The organism is Pseudomonas sp. 43A (genome assembly GCF_013363935.1).
Lineage (GTDB): Bacteria > Pseudomonadota > Gammaproteobacteria > Pseudomonadales > Pseudomonadaceae > Aquipseudomonas > Aquipseudomonas crudilactis.
Genome location: NZ_CP054880.1, coordinates 3758431 through 3774832, shown reverse-complemented (window position 1 = coordinate 3774832; position 16402 = coordinate 3758431). Strand labels below are relative to the sequence as shown.

Genomic DNA, 16402 nt, shown 5'->3' with positions numbered 1-16402 from the left:
CTGCGAATATCCCGGTTGTACACGACAAATTTGCACTGTTACGATCCGGTAACGCTCGCGCGCGAGCTTCTCGAATAAAGACAATAAAAGCAGGGAGTTACTGATGACAGCTCAGGCTTCATCCCAGCGGACACCGTCCATGGATGCCACGCAACACGAAGTGCTGGCCGAGGTTCGCAATCATATCGGTCACCTGACCCTCAATCGCCCCGCCGGTCTCAACGCCATTACCCTCGACATGGTGCGTTTGCTGCAACAGCAGCTCGATGCCTGGGCGACTGACACCAATGTTCACGCCGTGGTCCTGCGCGGTGCCGGTGAAAAAGCCTTCTGTGCGGGTGGCGACATCCGTTCCCTTTACGACAGTTTCAAAAGCGGCGACACGCTGCACGAAGATTTCTTCGTCGAGGAATACGCCCTCGATCTGACGATTCATCAATACCGCAAACCGGTGCTGGCGCTGATGGACGGTTTTGTCCTCGGCGGAGGGATGGGCCTGGTACAAGGCGCGGATTTGCGCGTGGTCACCGAGAAGAGCCGTCTGGCGATGCCGGAAGTGGCCATCGGTTATTTCCCGGATGTCGGTGGCAGTTATTTCCTGCCGCGCATTCCCGGTGAGCTGGGGATTTATCTGGGCGTCAGCGGCGTGCAGATTCGTGCCGCCGATGCGCTGTATTGCGGCCTCGCCGACTGGTATCTGGACAGCAGCAAACTGGCGCTGCTCGACGAAAGACTCGACCAGATGGAATGGCAGGACACGCCGCTCAAGGCGCTGCAAAACCTGTTGGCCAAACACGCCGTACAAACCCTGCCCGACGCGCCACTTGAGGCCTTGCGCCCAGCCATCGACCACTTCTTCGCCCTGCCGGATGTGCCGAGCATGGTTGAGCAGTTGCGTGCGGTGACCGTCGCCGACAGTCATGAATGGGCGACCACCACCGCCAATCTGCTGGAAACGCGTTCGCCGTTGGCCATGGCGGTGACCCTGGAAATGCTTCGTCGCGGTCGCCACCTGAGCCTGGAACACTGCTTTGCGCTGGAGCTGCATCTGGATCGCCAGTGGTTCGCCCGTGGCGACCTGATCGAAGGCGTGCGCGCCCTGCTGATCGATAAAGACAAGACACCGCGCTGGAACCCGCCGACCCTCGCCGCGCTGGACGCAGGCCATGTCGCGAGTTTCTTCCAAGGCTTTGATGAGAGCGGGAGCTGAGCCATGCACGATCTCGAACTGACTGAAGAACAAGTGATGATTCGCGACATGGCCCGGGACTTTGCCCGTGGCGAAATCGCGCCCCACGCGCAGGCCTGGGAAAAGGCTGGCTGGATCGACGACGCGCTCGTCGCGAAGATGGGTGAGCTCGGGTTGCTCGGCATGGTCGTGCCCGAGGAATGGGGCGGCACCTATGTCGATTACGTTGCCTACGCCTTGGCCGTGGAAGAGATTTCCGCCGGTGACGGCGCGACCGGCGCGTTCATGAGCATCCACAACTCAGTGGGCTGCGGGCCGGTGCTCAATTACGGCAGCGAAGCGCAGAAACAGACCTGGCTGGCGGATCTGGCCAGCGGGCAAACCATCGGCTGCTTCTGCCTGACCGAACCGCAGGCCGGCTCCGAGGCGCACAACCTGCGCACCCGTGCCGAACTGCGTGACGGCCAGTGGGTGATCAACGGCGCCAAGCAATTTGTCAGCAACGGCAAACGGGCGAAGCTGGCGATCGTGTTTGCGGTAACGGATCCGGACCTGGGCAAGAAAGGTATTTCGGCGTTTCTGGTGCCGACCGATACCGCCGGTTTTATCGTTGATCGCACCGAGCACAAGATGGGTATCCGTGCCTCTGATACCTGCGCGGTGACGCTGAACAACTGCAGCATTCCCGAGGCCAATCTGCTTGGCGAGCGTGGAAAAGGTCTGGCAATTGCCCTGTCCAACCTTGAAGGCGGACGCATTGGCATCGCCGCTCAGGCTCTGGGTATCGCCCGCGCGGCGTTTGAAGCCGCGCTGGTGTATTCCCGTGATCGTATCCAGTTCGGCAAACCGATCAATGAACACCAGAGCATCGCCAACCTGCTCGCCGACATGCACATGCAGATCAACGCGGCGCGGCTGATGATCCTGCATGCGGCGCGTCTGCGGACGGCGGGCAAACCGTGTTTGTCCGAGGCCTCGCAGGCCAAGCTGTTTGCTTCGGAAATGGCCGAGAAGGTCTGCTCGTCGGCGATTCAGATTCATGGCGGGTATGGCTATCTGGAAGATTATCCGGTCGAGAAGTATTACCGCGATGCGCGGATTACCCAGATCTATGAAGGCTCGAGCGAGATTCAGCGGATGGTGATTGCGCGGGAGTTGAAGAACTATCAGTTGTAATGGTGTTGGCCCCTTTCCCTCACCCCAGCCCTCTCCCAGAGGTAGAGGGGGCCGACCGAGGTGTCTGGCGTTATCCATCGACCTGAAAGACCGGGTCGATTATGGATTCAATAAAGCACTTTCAGGTCGGCGTAAATCTGAAATATCCCCCAATCAGTCCCCTCTCCCTCCGGGAGAGGGTTAGGGTGAGGGGCTCTTGACTTTGATGTCTATCAAGCCATAAAAGCTTCGCGAGCAGGCTCGCGAAGGCGTCAGCTCAGGCACCGCATTTACTTGCCCTTGAACTCAGCCTCACGCTTGGCAATAAACGCCGCCATCCCTTCTTTCTGATCCTGCGTGGCAAACGCCGCATGGAACACTCGACGCTCGAAGCGCACGCCTTCCGTCAGGTTCACTTCAAAGGCACGATTCACGCTCTCTTTGACCATCATCGCAATCGGCAGCGACTTGCTGGCGATCACTACCGCAACCTTCAACGCTTCATCGAGCAACTCATCACTCGGCACGATCCGCGCGACGATACCGCAACGCTCGGCTTCCACCGCATCGATCAAGCGTCCGCTCAGGCACATCTCCATGGCTTTCGCTTTGCCGACGGCGCGCGTCAAGCGCTGGGTGCCGCCCATGCCCGGCAACACGCCGAGGTTGATTTCCGGTTGGCCGAATTTGGCGTTGTCGCCAGCCAGAATGAAGTCGCACATCAACGCCAGCTCACAGCCACCGCCAAGGGCGAAACCGTTGACCGCCGCGATGATTGGCTTGCGTCGGTTAGCCACACGATCGCTGTCGCTGAACAGGTCGTCCATGTAGATCTGCGGGTAAGTCAGCTCGGCCATTTCCTTGATGTCGGCACCGGCGGCAAAGGCCTTTTTCGAACCGGTGAGGACGATGCAACCGATGTTCGCATCCGCCTCCAGTGCATCAAGGGCCTGGTTTACTTCGCTGACCAACTGCGCATTCAACGCGTTCAGCGCCTGTGGGCGGTTGAGGGTGATCAGGCCAACGCGGCCGTGGGTTTCGAGCAGAATGGTTTCGTACGTCATGAATAAAAATTCCTTGTTAAAGATTGCGCGAAATGACCATGCGCTGAATATCACTGGTGCCTTCGTAAATCTGGCAGACACGCACGTCGCGGTAGATGCGCTCCAGCGGGAAGTCGTTGAGGTAACCGTAACCACCGAGCGTTTGCAATGCCATCGAACAGACCTTCTCGGCCATCTCCGAGGCGAACAGTTTGGCCATTGACGCCTCGACCAGTGCCGGTTGGCCGCTGTCACGCAGGGCTGCGGCGTAGTGCACCATCTGCCGGGCGACGGCGATCTGCGTGGCCATGTCGGCCAAACGGAATGCCACGGCCTGATGCTCGATGATCGGTTTGCCGAAGGTGTCGCGCTCACGGGCGTAATCACGCGCTGCTTCAAATGCCGCGCGGGCCATACCCACTGATTGCGAAGCGATGCCGACGCGGCCGCCTTCAAGGTTGGCCAAGGCGATTTTGTAGCCCTCGCCCTCTTCACCCAGGCGGTTGGCCACCGGCACTTGCACATCTTCGAAAAGGATCTGGCAGGTGTCGGAGGCGTGCTGGCCGAGCTTGTCTTCGACGCGGGCGACTTTATAGCCCGGCGAATCGGTCGGCACGATAAACGCGCTGATACCGCGCTTGCCGGCGCTCGGATCGGTCACCGCAAAGACAATGACGATCCCGGCGTTTTGCCCGGAGGTGATGAACTGTTTGCAACCGTTCAGCACGTAGTGATCGCCTTCCAGCCGTGCACGGGTTTTCAAGCTGCTGGCGTCGGAGCCGGCCTGCGGTTCGGTCAATGCGAAGGCACCGAGCATGGCGCCGCTGGCCAATGGTTTGAGGAAACGCTCACGTTGATCGTCGTTGCCGAACTTGAGGATCGGCACGCAACCGACCGAGTTGTGCACGCTCATGATCGTCGAGCAGGCGCCGTCGCCGGCGGCGATTTCTTCCAGGGCCATGGCGTAGGCCAGATAACCGGTGTCGCAACCGCCCCACTGCTCCGGCACGAGCATGCCGAAGAAGCCCAGTTCGGCCATTTCAGCGATGGCTTCCTTGGGAAAACGGTGCTCGCGATCCCACTCGGCGGCGAACGGCTTCAGGCGTTCCTCGGCAAACTGCCGGGCCATGTCGCGGATCTGGGTTTGGTCTTCGTTGGGAATCATGGTGAATCCTTACTTCAAGTTCAGACACAAATCCTGTGGGAGCGAGCCTGCTCGCGAATGCGGTGTGTCATTCAACTCCAATGCTGGCTGACACGACGCCTTCGCGAGCAGGCTCGCTCCCACAGGGATTGGCGTTTGTTTCAGTAGAGGCATTCCACAGCCATGGCCGTGGCTTCGCCGCCGCCGATGCAGATCGCCGCGATGCCGCGTTTCTGCTTCCGCAGGCGCAAGGCCGAGAGCAACGTCACCAGAATTCGCGCGCCAGAGGCACCGATCGGATGGCCCAGCGCACAGGCCCCACCATGCACATTCAACTTGTCATGGGGAATTTCCAGATGTGTCATCGCCGCCATGCCGACCACGGCGAACGCTTCGTTGACCTCGAACAGATCGACGTCACCCAGCGACCAGCCGGTTTTCTTGATCAGCTTCTTGATCGCGCCAATCGGCGCCACCGGGAACAGGCCCGGGGTGTCGGCAAACGCGGCATGACCGTGAATCACCGCCAGCGGTTTCAGTCCGAGTTTCTGCGCCTGCGACTGGCGCATCAGCACCAGCGCCGCCGCACCGTCAGAGATCGAACTGGAATTCGCCGCCGTCACCGTACCGCCTTCACGGAACGCCGGTTTCAGCGAGGCCACTTTGTCGAGTTTGGCTTTCGGCGGCTGCTCGTCATGGCTGATCAGCACCTGCTCTTTGCCGACGGTCACGGTCAGCGGGACGATTTCGTCTTTGAAGCTGCCGTCCTTGATCGCCTGCTGCGCGCGGGTGGTCGAGGCGATGGCAAAGGCGTCTTGGGCCTCTCGACTGAAGTGGTTGGTTTCAGCGCAATCCTCGGCGAAGGTGCCCATCAAGCGGCCCTTGTCGTAGGCGTCTTCGAGGCCGTCGAGGAACATCGAGTCGAGCACGCGGCCATGGCCCATGCGATAACCGGCGCGGGCACGATCGAGCAGATACGGCGAGTTGGACATGCTTTCCATGCCACCGGCAATCACCACATCGGCACTGCCGGCGATCAGCATGTCGTGCGCGAGAATGGTGGTTTCCATGCCCGAGCCACACATCTTGTTGACCGTCGTGCAACGGGTCGATTTATCCAGCCCGGCGCCCAAAGCCGCCTGACGCGCGGGCGCCTGACCGAGGCCCGCAGGCAATACGCAACCGAACAACACTTCATCGACTGCATGGCTGGCGACACCGGCGCGCTCAACCGCTGCCTTGATCGCTGCAGCACCGAGTTGCGGTGCGGTGAGGCTTTTCAGTTCGCCCTGAAAACCGCCCATTGGCGTGCGCACGGCGCTGACGATAACAATCGGATCGTTGGAAATAGTCATGACTAATCCTCCTTACTTGGCGGCCATGCGCAAGGCACCGTCGAGACGGATCACCTCGCCGTTGAGCATGCTGTTTTCGATGATATGCCGAACCAGCGCGGCGTACTCGGCAGGCTTGCCCAGACGCGGCGGGAACGGTACGCCGGCGGCCAGCGAGTCGCGGACTTCCGGGGTCATGCCGGCCATCATCGGCGTTTCGAAAATGCCTGGGGCGATGGTCATCACGCGAATGCCGAAGCGCGCCAGTTCGCGGGCGGCTGGCAGCGTCAGGCTGGCGATCGCGCCTTTGGAGGCCGAGTAAGCCGCTTGGCCGATCTGGCCGTCGAACGCTGCGACCGAAGCGGTGTTGATGATCACACCGCGCTCGCCGTCTGCATTGGCTTCGCTTTCGGCGATGACCGCAGCGGCCAGACGCAGCATGTTGAAACTGCCGATCAGGTTGACGTTGATCACCTGAGCAAAGCTGCTCAACGCATGCGGGCCGTTCTTGCCGAGGATCTTCTCGCCACGCACGATGCCGGCGCAGTTGACCAGACCGTTGAGGCTGCCAAAGGCTTTGACGGTGGCTTGCACGGCGGCTTCAGCGGCGACTTCGTTGCTGATGTCAGCGACAACGCTTTGCGCGCACAAACGCTGCGCCTGAGCGGCCACGGCTTCGGCATTCATGTCCACCAGCATCACTTTGGCGCCGGCACTCACCAGCAATTCAGCGGTGGCGGCACCCAGGCCGGATGCGCCGCCAGTGACGATAAAAACCTTGTTCTCGATCTGCATGACTGTTTCCTTCGGTTCAAGCTGAAACGTTATGCGCCGCGGCCTCTTGAGCCTTGGCGATTTCCTGGTTGCGCAAGATAAAGCGCTGCAATTTGCCACTTGGGGTCTTGGGCAATTCGCTGACAAATTCGATTTCACGCGGGTATGAGTGCGCGGCCAGACGCTTGCGTACGTGTTGGCGCAGTTCTTCGGCCAACTCCGGCGCGGCGCGGTATTGCGCACTCAGCACCACGAAGGCTTTGACCAGTTCGGTGCGCTCCGGGTCCGGTTTGCCGACCACCGCCGCCTCGACCACTGCGGGGTGTTCGATCAGCGCACTTTCCACATCGAACGGGCCGACGCGGTAGCCGGACGTGGTGATCACGTCATCGCTGCGGCCGACGAAGCTGATGCTGCCGTCCGGGTTCCATTCCACGGTGTCGCCGCTCAAGTAGTAATCGCCGACGAAGGCCTTGGTTGGCGCGCCTGCATAGCCGCCGAACCAGCACATCGGTGATTGCGGACGGTCGATGGCAAGAATGCCGGGCTGGCCGACGCCAAGTTCGTTGTACTGGTCGTCCAGCACGACGATGCGGTGCCCCGGCGAGGCAAAACCGGCAGCACCGACATGTACCGGGTGGTCGAGGCCGTGGTGGTTGCACAGCACCATGCCCAGTTCGGTCTGGCCGTAATGGTCGTGAATGACCACGTCGAGGTTATCGGCGAACCAGCGGATGACTTCCGGGTTCAGCGGCTCGCCGGCGCTGCTGACGATGCGCAGCTTGCCTTTGATCGACTTGGCGAACTCATCGCCGCCAGCAATCAGCAAACGATAAGCCGTCGGTGAACCCGTGAGGTTGGTAATGCCGTATTTGTTGATCACCCGACAGGTGCTTTCGAGGGTGAACGGGCCATCGTAAAACGTGATCGGATGGCCCATCGACAACGGCCCGGTGACGCCGAAGTAGATGCCGTAGGCCCAGCCCGGATCGGCGACGTTCCAGAACGAATCTTCCGGGCGCAGATCGACGGCATCACGGGTGTAACTCTGGAACGCGACGATGGCTTTGAGCGGCACCGACAGCGCTTTCGACGGGCCGGTGGTGCCGGACGTGAACATCAGCAAGAACGGGTCTTCGCCGGTCAGCAGTACCGGTTCGCACACATTGGAATAGTTGGCCAGTTCGGCCCAGAAGCTGAAGTCTCCACGGACGATGCCCTGGCCTTTCGCACCGCCGACGGTGACGAGGGTCGGGCAGTCAGCGACGTCAGCGAGTTTTGGCCGGTTGACCGCGTCGGTGACCACGACTTTAGCGCCGGAACAGTTCAGGCGATGCTCAAGGGCCTTGGGGCCGAACGCGGTGAACAACGGCTGATACACCGCGCCGATGCGCCAGGTGGCCAACACGGTGATGAGTAATTCGATATTGCGCGGCAGCAGGCCGGCGACCTTGTCACCCTTCTGCACGCCCTGGGCGAGGAGGAAATTGGCCAAACGTGCGGCTTTGTCCTGCAGATCGCTGAACGTGTATGTCGCGCTGGCGCCGTCGCGGCCCTCCCAGAACAGCGCAATGCGCCCCGGCAAGGCGTGGCGGTCGCAGCATTCGACGCAGGCGTTGAGCGCCTCAAGCGTACCGCTCAGCGCGGCATCCACGGTGTGCTGATAGTTGAACTGTGCGGTGGCAGACAAGTAATCGCGCATTGCCAGAATCCCTCTGTGTTTTTATTAGGCTGGGAAGCGTAAACAACAGAGGGATAGTCGCGCTGTGCGGGGACTGGGGCAATGGTCAAAGCCATCAAAGTGGCTGACTGGTTTGGCCAAGGTTCAAGTTTTGTGTTGCCTGGACTGACCTCTTCGCGAGCAAGCTCGCTCCCACAGGGGGAATGCATTCCAAATGTGGGAGCGAGCTTGCTCGCGAAGAGGCCGGCTCAGACAACCTCATTCAGGATCAACGTGCGGTAATGCCCGGGATTGGACCCCGACCACTTGCGAAACGCCTTGTAAAACGAACTCGCATCGGCAAACCCCAATCGACTGGCGATCTCGACAAAACTGATAGAAGGTTCCGCCAGCCAGACAATGGCCAATTCCTTGCGCACGCTGTCCTTGAGGCCTTGATAGGTCTGCCCTTCCTCGGCCAAACGGCGGCGCAGTGTCGAGGCGGACATGCACAGTCGCTGGGCCAACGCTTCGGTTTCCGGCCATTGTTCAGCGGGCAGTTGCCGCAGATCCTGCTTGATCCGACTGGCCAGGCTCTCCGGGTCGCGGTACTTGACCAGAATGTTGGCCGGGGCTTGGGCGAGAAAACGTTTCAGCTCTTCGGCAGTGCGCTTGATCGGCAGATCGAGGCAATCGGCGGAGAAGATCATCCGTGTCCGTGGCCGCTCGAAACGCAGGTTTTCCGAGAACATCACCCGGTAGTCATCGGTGAAGTCCGGCGCCGCACAGCGCAATTCAATCGCCAGAATCGGTATCCGCCGCCCGGCCAGCCAGCAGGCCACGCCATGGACAATCATCCAGTAGGTGAAATAGGTAAAGGCGCGGCGCGGCTCGGGATCGTCTTCGAGCAAGACAATTTCCGCCAGACTTTGCTGATGCACCAGTTGCGCCGGCATGCGCTCAAGCATCAACGACAGAAAGCTCAAACCTGTGCTCAACCCCTCTGCCAGCGTCGGTTGCGCCATCGCGCTGCGACAGAGGAATTCAAGGCTGCCGGACTTGAGCTTGCGCGGGTCCATGCCAAAGAACTCGTCGTCGCCACGGCGCGCCAATAACCGCCAGAGTTTCGCGTACTGCGAGGCCGGCACCCGGCCGTGCTCGGTTTGCAGCAACGCCGGATCAATCCCGACCTTGTTCAAGACCTCTTCGGTGGCTGTGCCCGGGGCACAACTTTGCAGCAGCGCTTCACGCACCAGTTGAACGGCGATGGTGTCTTTTTCCGACATGGAGCGCGATGAACCTTGTTGTTTTTAATTGACCGGCATCTTACCCCAAACCCGACTCCGATCCCTTGTGGGAGCGAGCTTGCTCGCGAAAGCGTTGGTTCAGTCACAGAGATGTCGACCGGTCAGCCCCCTTCGCGAGCAAGCTCGCTCCCACAGGGTTCTGTGTTGGGGCAAAAATTCAGGTCGTTCAGCAACTGTTCAGGTTTATGTCAATCAATGTCATGTGAGAATGCTTGTCATTATGTTACAACTTGTAACCTCTTCGAATGACTTGTTGGACACCGAATGCTCGTTCCCTTTCTGATCATGCTGCGCGAAGGCATTGAAGCCGCGCTGATCGTTGGCATTATCGCCAGCTACCTGCAACAGACCGGTCGTGGTCAATGGATGCCTGCCGTGTGGATCGGCGTATTCCTCGCCGCTGCCCTCGCCCTGCTGGTCGGCGGTGGTCTGGAACTGGTCAGTGCCGAATTCCCGCAAAAGCAGCAGGAGCTGTTCGAAGGCATCGTCGGCCTGGTGGCCGTGGGTATTCTCAGTTCGATGGTGTTCTGGATGCGCAAAGTGGCGCGTTCGATCAAGCATTCGCTGCAAGCCTCGCTGGATGAGGCGCTGACGTCTTCGAAACATCAGGTGATCGCACTGATCGCCATGGTCTTTTTCGCTGTCGCCCGTGAAGGTCTGGAAACGGTGTTCTTCCTGCTCGCCGTGTTTCAGCAGAGCGAAGGCCCGGGCGCGCCCATCGGTGCTCTGCTCGGGCTGATTCTGGCGATCATTGTCGGCTTCCTGATCTACAGCGGCAGCATGCGCCTCAATCTTTCGGCGTTCTTCAAGTGGACCGGCCTGTTCATTCTGGTGGTGGCCGCCGGGATTCTTGCCAACTCGGTGCAAGCCCTGCATGAAGCCGGGTTGTGGAATCACCTGCAAACCGTGCTCTTCGACTTCAGCGCGACGTTGCCAATGGATGGCCCGCTGGGCTCGGTGCTGGCCGGCATGTTCGGTTATCAGGATGCGCCGACTGTCAGCACCCTCGGCGCGTATCTGATTTATCTGGTGGTGGCGCTGGTGATGTTTTTCTATCCCACCGCGCCGGCGACACCCACAGCCGCCAAATCGTCTTCAGTTTCCAGTCAATAAGGGCATTCATGTCAAAGCCTAATACTCCTCAGGCCTCCCCTCCTCGCGCCTTGCGCTGGGCGGTGGCCGGTTCGGTGGTGGTGATGATCGCCGCCGGTGGTCTGTTTTATTACGCGTCGAAAATGGCCGCGGCCAAGCGTCAGCACAACCACGATGAAGTGGTGGTGAATATCCATCCGGGCAATTGCGAGCCGAACGCGCTGACGGTGCCGGCTGGCCGCGCCAGTTTCCGCATCGTCAATCGCTCCGACCGTGCGGTGGAATGGGAAATTCTCGATGGCGTGCTCGTTGTCGAAGAACGCGAAAACATCGCGCCGGGCCTCAGCCAAGTGATCAACGCCAACCTGCAACCCGGCGACTATGCGATCACTTGCGGCCTGTTGAGCAACCCGCGCGGCACCTTGCACGTGACGCCAACCGCCGCCTCCGACGCTGCCGCCAAAGCCAAACCATCAATGGTCGCTTTCGTCGGGCCGCTGTCGGAGTTCCGCGTGTATCTGGCCAGCCAGGGCAGCGCGCTGATCAAAGCCGTCACGGCGCTCAATCAAGCGATTGAAAGCGGTGATCTCAGCCAAGCCCAGGCGTTGTACCTGCCCGCGCGTGCGGCTTATCAACATCTGGCGCCGGCCGCGCAGCGTCTGGCCGAACTGGACAACAGCATCAACGCCCGCGCCGATTACTTCGAAAAACGCGAGCAGGATCCAGCGTTCGTCGGTTTCCACCGTCTCGAATTCGGCCTGTTCCAGCAACGCAAACTCGACGATCTGACACCGGTCGCCCAACGCCTGCTCAGCGACGTGACCACACTCAAACAGCAACTGCTCGCGCAATCGCTGCCACCGGAGCAACTGGTCAACATCGTCGTGCGCAACCTCAACACCTTGGCCGACGTGCGTGCTGCCAGCGGTGAAGAAGAACGCTACAGCCACAGCGACCTCAACGGGTTCGCCGCCAACGCGCAAACCGCGCGCAAAGTCGTCGACCTGCTGCGGCCGATGCTGAGCAAATCTGCCGCTGACCTGCTGCCGAAAATCGACAAGGCACTGGCGGATTTCGACAGCGAACTCGACAGCTACAAGATCAAGGACGGCTACGCCAGCTACGACTCCATCAGCGGCGCACAACGCAAGCAGATCGCCGACAAGGCGCAGGCCCTGGCCGACGCACTGGATGGCATCGATCCCGCCCTCGGCCTCTCCGGCCTGTAAGCAGAAGACAAATTCCCGATGAAAGATTCAGAAAACCTCAACCTGCAACGTCGCCGCGTCCTGATGGGTATGGGCGCCGCGGGTGTCGCCCTCGCCGGTTCCGCCCTGAGCTGCCCGGCCATGGCTGCCGCGCCAGCACAAGTCACCGAAGCACCGAGCAGCGACAAGACTGAAGACCGCCACGATTTCCACGGCGTGCACCAGACCGGCATCGTCACCCCGCGTCCGGCGTCGGGCATGCTCGTCTCGTTCGATGTGTTGGCCAGTGATCGTGAAGATCTGGAGCGGCTGTTCCGCACGCTCAACGAGCGCATTGCGTTTCTGATGAAGGGCGGCCCGGTGGCGCAGATCGATCCGAAACTGCCGCCGCCGGATTCCGGGATTCTCGGCCCGAACGTCACGCCGGATAACCTGACCATCACCGTTTCCGTCGGTGAGTCGCTGTTCGACGAACGCTTCGGTCTGGCCGATGCAAAACCCAGACGACTGATGCGCATGGTCGGTTTCCCCAACGATGCGCTGGAAGCCGATTGCTGCCACGGCGACCTGAGCCTGCAGTTCTGCTCGAACACCGCCGACACCAACATTCACGCCCTGCGCGACATCGTCAAAAACCTTCCGGATCTGCTGCTGGTGCGCTGGAAACAGGAAGGCAGCGTGCCGCCGCAAGCCCCTGCGAAACCAGGGGTGCCGGCACAATCGGCGCGTAACTTCCTCGGCTTCCGCGACGGTTCGGCCAACCCTGACTCCAACGATGGCAAAGCCATGGACAGCATCGTCTGGGTGCAACCTGGCAGTGACGAACCGGCCTGGGCGGCGCACGGCAGCTATCAAGCGGTGCGGATCATCCGCAACTTCGTCGAACGTTGGGACCGCACGCCGTTGCAGGAACAGGAAAGCATCCTCGGTCGGGTGAAAACCACCGGCGCGCCTATCGGTGGCAAACATGAAAGCGAAGTGCCGGATTATCACAAGGATCCGGAAGGCAAGCTGACCAAACTCGACGCGCACATTCGTCTGGCCAACCCGCGCACGGCCGCGACTCAGGCCAACCTGATCCTGCGCCGGCCATTCAACTATTCCAACGGCGTCAACAAGAACGGCCAGCTCGACATGGGCCTGCTGTTCATCTGTTACCAGGCCGATCTGGAAAAAGGCTTTATCACCGTGCAGACCCGCCTTAACGGCGAGCCCCTTGAGGAATACCTCAAACCGGTCGGCGGCGGCTACTTCTTCACCCTGCCGGGTGTCACGGGCGACAAGGACTTCATCGGTCGCTCGTTGCTCAACGCTACACAACCGAAAACTGCTGCCTAAAACAACATCCCAACTGGAGCCGCCCCCATGAAAAAGACGCCACTCGCGTTATTGCTGACCCTTGGTTTGCTCAACACCCCGCTGTCGGCGTTTGCCGCGACAGCACCGCTGGATCTGGTCGGGCCGGTGTCGGACTACAAGATTTACGTCACCGAACAACTCGATGAACTGGGCAGCCACACCCAGCAGTTCACCGATGCGGTGAAGAAAGGCGACCTGGCCACCGCGCAAAAGCTCTACGCACCGACCCGCGTTTACTACGAGTCGATCGAGCCGATTGCCGAGCTGTTCAGTGACCTCGATGCGTCCATCGACTCCCGTGTCGACGACCACGAGAAAGGCGTGAAGGCCGAAGACTTCACCGGTTTCCACCGCATCGAATACTCGCTGTTCTCGGAAAAAAGCACTCAGGGTCTGAACGAGCTGGCAGACAAGCTCAACAGCGACGTCAAAGACCTGCAGACCCGCGTCGCCGGGCTGACCTTCCCGCCTGAGAAAGTCGTCGGCGGTGCTGCTGCGCTGCTGGAAGAAGTGGCCGCGACCAAGATCTCCGGCGAAGAAGATCGCTATAGCCACACCGACCTGTACGACTTCCAGGGCAACATCGACGGCGCGAAGAAAATCGTCGACCTGTTCCGTCCGCAGATCGAGAAGCAGGACAAGGCCTTCGTAGCGAAAGTCGACAAGAACTTTGCCACCGTGGACAAGATTCTGGCCAAGTACAAGACCAAGGATGGCGGCTTTGAAACCTATGACAAGGTGAAGGATAACGACAGAAAAGCGCTGGTTGGGCCGGTGAATACGCTGGCTGAAGACCTGTCCACGTTGCGTGGCAAGTTGGGTCTGAATTAAGTTTATTTAGCGTCTAAGCGGGCCCCTTCGCGAGCAAGCTCGCTCCCACATTTTGAACTGCATTTCCCTGTGGGAGTGAGCTAGCTCCCTCATCTGGAATGCATTCCCCCTGTGGGAGCGAGCTTGCTCGCGAAGGCTTTATCAGCCGCGCTAGATAATTTCGATTTTAGAGAATCCGGTAGAGCAACCGCTCAATCCGCACCCGACTCACGCGCTTGAGAAACTTGGCCACCCCGGCCGGGTATTCTGGCAGCGTCTCCAGACTCTGGAAATTCTCGATCCGTGTGGTGTGGCGGAAGATTTCTTCCAGCTCCTTCGCCCGAGGCGCCAGCCACTCGCCTTTCGGGTCATCAATCAGCAACGCGTTTTCCAGATCCAGGCGAAATGCCCGAGGATTGAGGTTGTTGCCAGTCAGCAACGTATAACGCTGATCGACCCACATGCCCTTGAGGTGATAGGTGTTGTCGCCATCACGCCACAGGTGCAGGTTCAACTGGCCGCTGTCGATGTTGCGCTGATGCCGTTTGGCAAAGCGGCGCAGGCTGATCTCGTACAGATACGGCAACGCCGCAATCACCTTGAATGGTTCGCTCGGCGGGATATAGAAGTCGTTGGCAGTCTTGTCGCCGACCACGATGTCGATCTTCACGCCACGGGCCAACGCACGGTTGACCTCACGGATCACGCCCAGCGGCAGGTTGAAGTACGGCGTGCAGATGGTCAGCTGTTTTTGCGCGCTGGCGATCAACTCAAGAATCGCCCGGTTCAACGGGTTGTTCTTGCCGACGCCGAGCAACGGGGTAACGGACAAGCCGTCTCGGGCGGTGCTGCCCGTGGCCGTGTCGTAAGTGGCATATTTCAAGCGGCTGCGCAGATCGCCGATGTCGTTGCGCAGGCTGCGCGTGGTCGGCAGATTCGGCAGATCGAGGCGGTGCACTGCTTTTGACTCGATCAGGCCGTGCTTGACCAGGTGATGCATCGAGTCCGCCAGTTCGTGGCTTTGCAGGACGTGATAACGGTCGAAGCGGTACTTGTCGAACTTGTGCAGGTAAACGTTGTTCAGGCTCGCGCCGCTGTAAACCACGCAATCGTCAATCACGAAGCCCTTCAGATGCAGCACGCCGAACAGTTCACGGGTCTGCACCGGCACGCCGTACACCGGCACTTCGCTCTGGTGCGTGCGGGTCATTTCCTGATACCACGCCGAATTCCCCGGCTGCTTGCCAGCGCCGATCAGCCCGCGCTGGGCACGCAACCAATCGACGACCACGGCGATCTCCAGCTCGGGGCGCTTGAGCTTGGCGGCGTGCAAGGCATCGAGGATTTCCTGACCGGCTTCGTCTTGCTGCAGATACAGCGCAACGATGTAGATGCGCTGGGTCGCCGTGGCGATTTTCTCCAGCAGGCAACGACGAAACTCGGCGGCGCCGGACAGAATGGTCACGGCCTCGGCGGTCAGCGGGAAGCTGCGCAATTTGGGCAGCAAGGAGCGTTTGAAAAGCAACGGCATAGGGCTCGCAATGGGTCGAATCCGAAGAACCCGAGAGCTTACACCATCGCATCCTTCGGGTCTTGTTAGTGCCCGTAAAGAGATCAAAAGATCGCAGCCTTCGGCAGCTCCTACACGGGCCAATGTAGGAGCTGCCGAAGGCTGCGATCTTTTGATCCTAAAAAACCATTGCCAAAGGAGAACAATCGTTCTACTGTTCGTCACATGAACGAAATCACTAGCAACGACACACGCGACATCATTCTGGATGTCACCGAAAAGCTGATCTATAAAAGTGGCATCGCTGCCACCAGCATGGATCTTCTGGTGAAAACCGCCGGCGTCTCCAGAAAAAGTATTTACCGTTACTTTGCCGACAAGGACGCCTTGACCGTCGCCGCCCTGCAACGCCGCGACGTGCGCTGGATGCACTGGTACCGAAGCGCTGTCGATCAGGCCGAAACCCCGGCCGATCGCCTGCTCAACCTGTTTACCGTGCTCAAGAGCTGGTTCGCCTCGGAAGGTTTCCGTGGCTGCGCCTTCATCAACACCAGCGGCGAGACCGGTGACCCGCAAGACCCGGTGCGCCTGGTCGCCAAAGAACACAAACAGAAGCTGCTCGACTACGTGTGCGAGCTGTGTACCGAACATGGTGCCGAGGATCCGCAACTGCTGGCCAAACAGCTGCTGATCCTGATTGACGGTGCCATTACCGTAGCGCTTGTGATGGGTGATCACAGTGCCGCCGATAATGCGCAATGCATGGCGCGAAAGTTATTGGACCTGTAACGCCTTAATAAGCCGGACAAGTTGTTTT

14 protein-coding genes are annotated in these 16402 nt (G+C 60.1%); 7 read left to right on the top strand and 7 right to left on the bottom strand.

Annotated elements, in window-relative coordinates; genetic code table 11:
* Nucleotides 1-103: 103 nt before the first annotated feature.
* Both HUW52_RS16570 and HUW52_RS16565 read left to right on the top strand, forming a co-directional pair.
* On the top strand, nucleotides 104-1210 hold the full coding sequence (locus tag HUW52_RS16570; RefSeq protein WP_016986773.1) for an enoyl-CoA hydratase/isomerase family protein: 1107 nt from the start codon (nucleotides 104-106) through the stop codon (nucleotides 1208-1210).
* A gap of 3 nt (nucleotides 1211-1213) precedes the next feature.
* The gene (locus HUW52_RS16565) at nucleotides 1214-2365 is read left to right on the top strand and encodes an acyl-CoA dehydrogenase family protein (RefSeq protein ID WP_003224706.1); all 1152 of its coding nucleotides are present in this window, start codon (nucleotides 1214-1216) and stop codon (nucleotides 2363-2365) included.
* 269 nt (nucleotides 2366-2634) lie between these two features.
* Here the strand turns inward: HUW52_RS16565 and HUW52_RS16560 are convergent, their stop codons facing one another.
* The 6 genes from HUW52_RS16560 to HUW52_RS16535 all read right to left on the bottom strand — a co-directional run bounded on the left by HUW52_RS16560 (nucleotide 2635) and on the right by HUW52_RS16535 (nucleotide 9585).
* Nucleotides 2635-3408, bottom strand: a complete 774-nt coding sequence (locus HUW52_RS16560) for an enoyl-CoA hydratase (RefSeq protein WP_175554277.1) — start codon at nucleotides 3406-3408, stop codon at nucleotides 2635-2637.
* 16 nt (nucleotides 3409-3424) lie between these two features.
* Nucleotides 3425-4552, bottom strand: a complete 1128-nt coding sequence (locus tag HUW52_RS16555) for an acyl-CoA dehydrogenase (RefSeq protein WP_016986775.1) — start codon at nucleotides 4550-4552, stop codon at nucleotides 3425-3427.
* A 140-nt stretch (nucleotides 4553-4692) separates the two neighbouring features.
* Complete coding sequence (locus HUW52_RS16550) at nucleotides 4693-5886, bottom strand: acetyl-CoA C-acyltransferase (protein ID WP_175554276.1); 1194 nt, start codon at nucleotides 5884-5886, stop codon at nucleotides 4693-4695.
* A 12-nt stretch (nucleotides 5887-5898) separates the two neighbouring features.
* Nucleotides 5899-6660, bottom strand: a complete 762-nt coding sequence (locus HUW52_RS16545) for an SDR family NAD(P)-dependent oxidoreductase (RefSeq protein WP_175554275.1) — start codon at nucleotides 6658-6660, stop codon at nucleotides 5899-5901.
* Nucleotides 6661-6676: 16 nt separating this feature from the next.
* The gene (locus tag HUW52_RS16540) at nucleotides 6677-8341 is read right to left on the bottom strand and encodes an AMP-binding protein (protein ID WP_175554274.1); all 1665 of its coding nucleotides are present in this window, start codon (nucleotides 8339-8341) and stop codon (nucleotides 6677-6679) included.
* Between the two features lie 227 nt (nucleotides 8342-8568).
* Complete coding sequence (locus tag HUW52_RS16535; protein WP_175554273.1) at nucleotides 8569-9585, bottom strand: AraC family transcriptional regulator; 1017 nt, start codon at nucleotides 9583-9585, stop codon at nucleotides 8569-8571.
* A 285-nt stretch (nucleotides 9586-9870) separates the two neighbouring features.
* Between HUW52_RS16535 and efeU the strand changes: the two genes are divergently transcribed.
* Genes efeU through efeO (HUW52_RS16515) form a run of 4 tightly spaced genes read left to right on the top strand, consistent with a single transcriptional unit; the run spans nucleotide 9871 to nucleotide 14096 of the window.
* A complete protein-coding gene (efeU, locus tag HUW52_RS16530; RefSeq protein ID WP_016986779.1) occupies nucleotides 9871-10719 on the top strand; it encodes an iron uptake transporter permease EfeU in 849 nt (282 codons plus the stop codon).
* Between the two features lie 8 nt (nucleotides 10720-10727).
* Entirely contained in the window at nucleotides 10728-11927 is a 1200-nt protein-coding gene (gene efeO / locus HUW52_RS16525) for an iron uptake system protein EfeO (protein WP_175554272.1), read from the top strand.
* A gap of 18 nt (nucleotides 11928-11945) precedes the next feature.
* Nucleotides 11946-13244, top strand: coding sequence for an iron uptake transporter deferrochelatase/peroxidase subunit (gene efeB / locus HUW52_RS16520; RefSeq protein WP_016986781.1), 1299 nt, complete (start codon nucleotides 11946-11948; stop codon nucleotides 13242-13244).
* 27 nt (nucleotides 13245-13271) lie between these two features.
* On the top strand, nucleotides 13272-14096 hold the full coding sequence (gene efeO, locus HUW52_RS16515; protein WP_175554271.1) for an iron uptake system protein EfeO: 825 nt from the start codon (nucleotides 13272-13274) through the stop codon (nucleotides 14094-14096).
* A gap of 166 nt (nucleotides 14097-14262) precedes the next feature.
* Here the strand turns inward: efeO (HUW52_RS16515) and pssA are convergent, their stop codons facing one another.
* Nucleotides 14263-15606 carry a CDP-diacylglycerol--serine O-phosphatidyltransferase gene (gene pssA / locus HUW52_RS16510; protein WP_175554270.1) on the bottom strand — a complete coding sequence of 448 codons (1344 nt, stop codon included), beginning with the start codon at nucleotides 15604-15606 and terminating at the stop codon, nucleotides 14263-14265.
* 204 nt (nucleotides 15607-15810) lie between these two features.
* On the opposite strand from pssA, the gene HUW52_RS16505 reads away from it, so the two are divergent.
* Nucleotides 15811-16374, top strand: coding sequence for a TetR/AcrR family transcriptional regulator (locus HUW52_RS16505; protein WP_007914737.1), 564 nt, complete (start codon nucleotides 15811-15813; stop codon nucleotides 16372-16374).
* Nucleotides 16375-16402 lie beyond the last annotated feature (28 nt).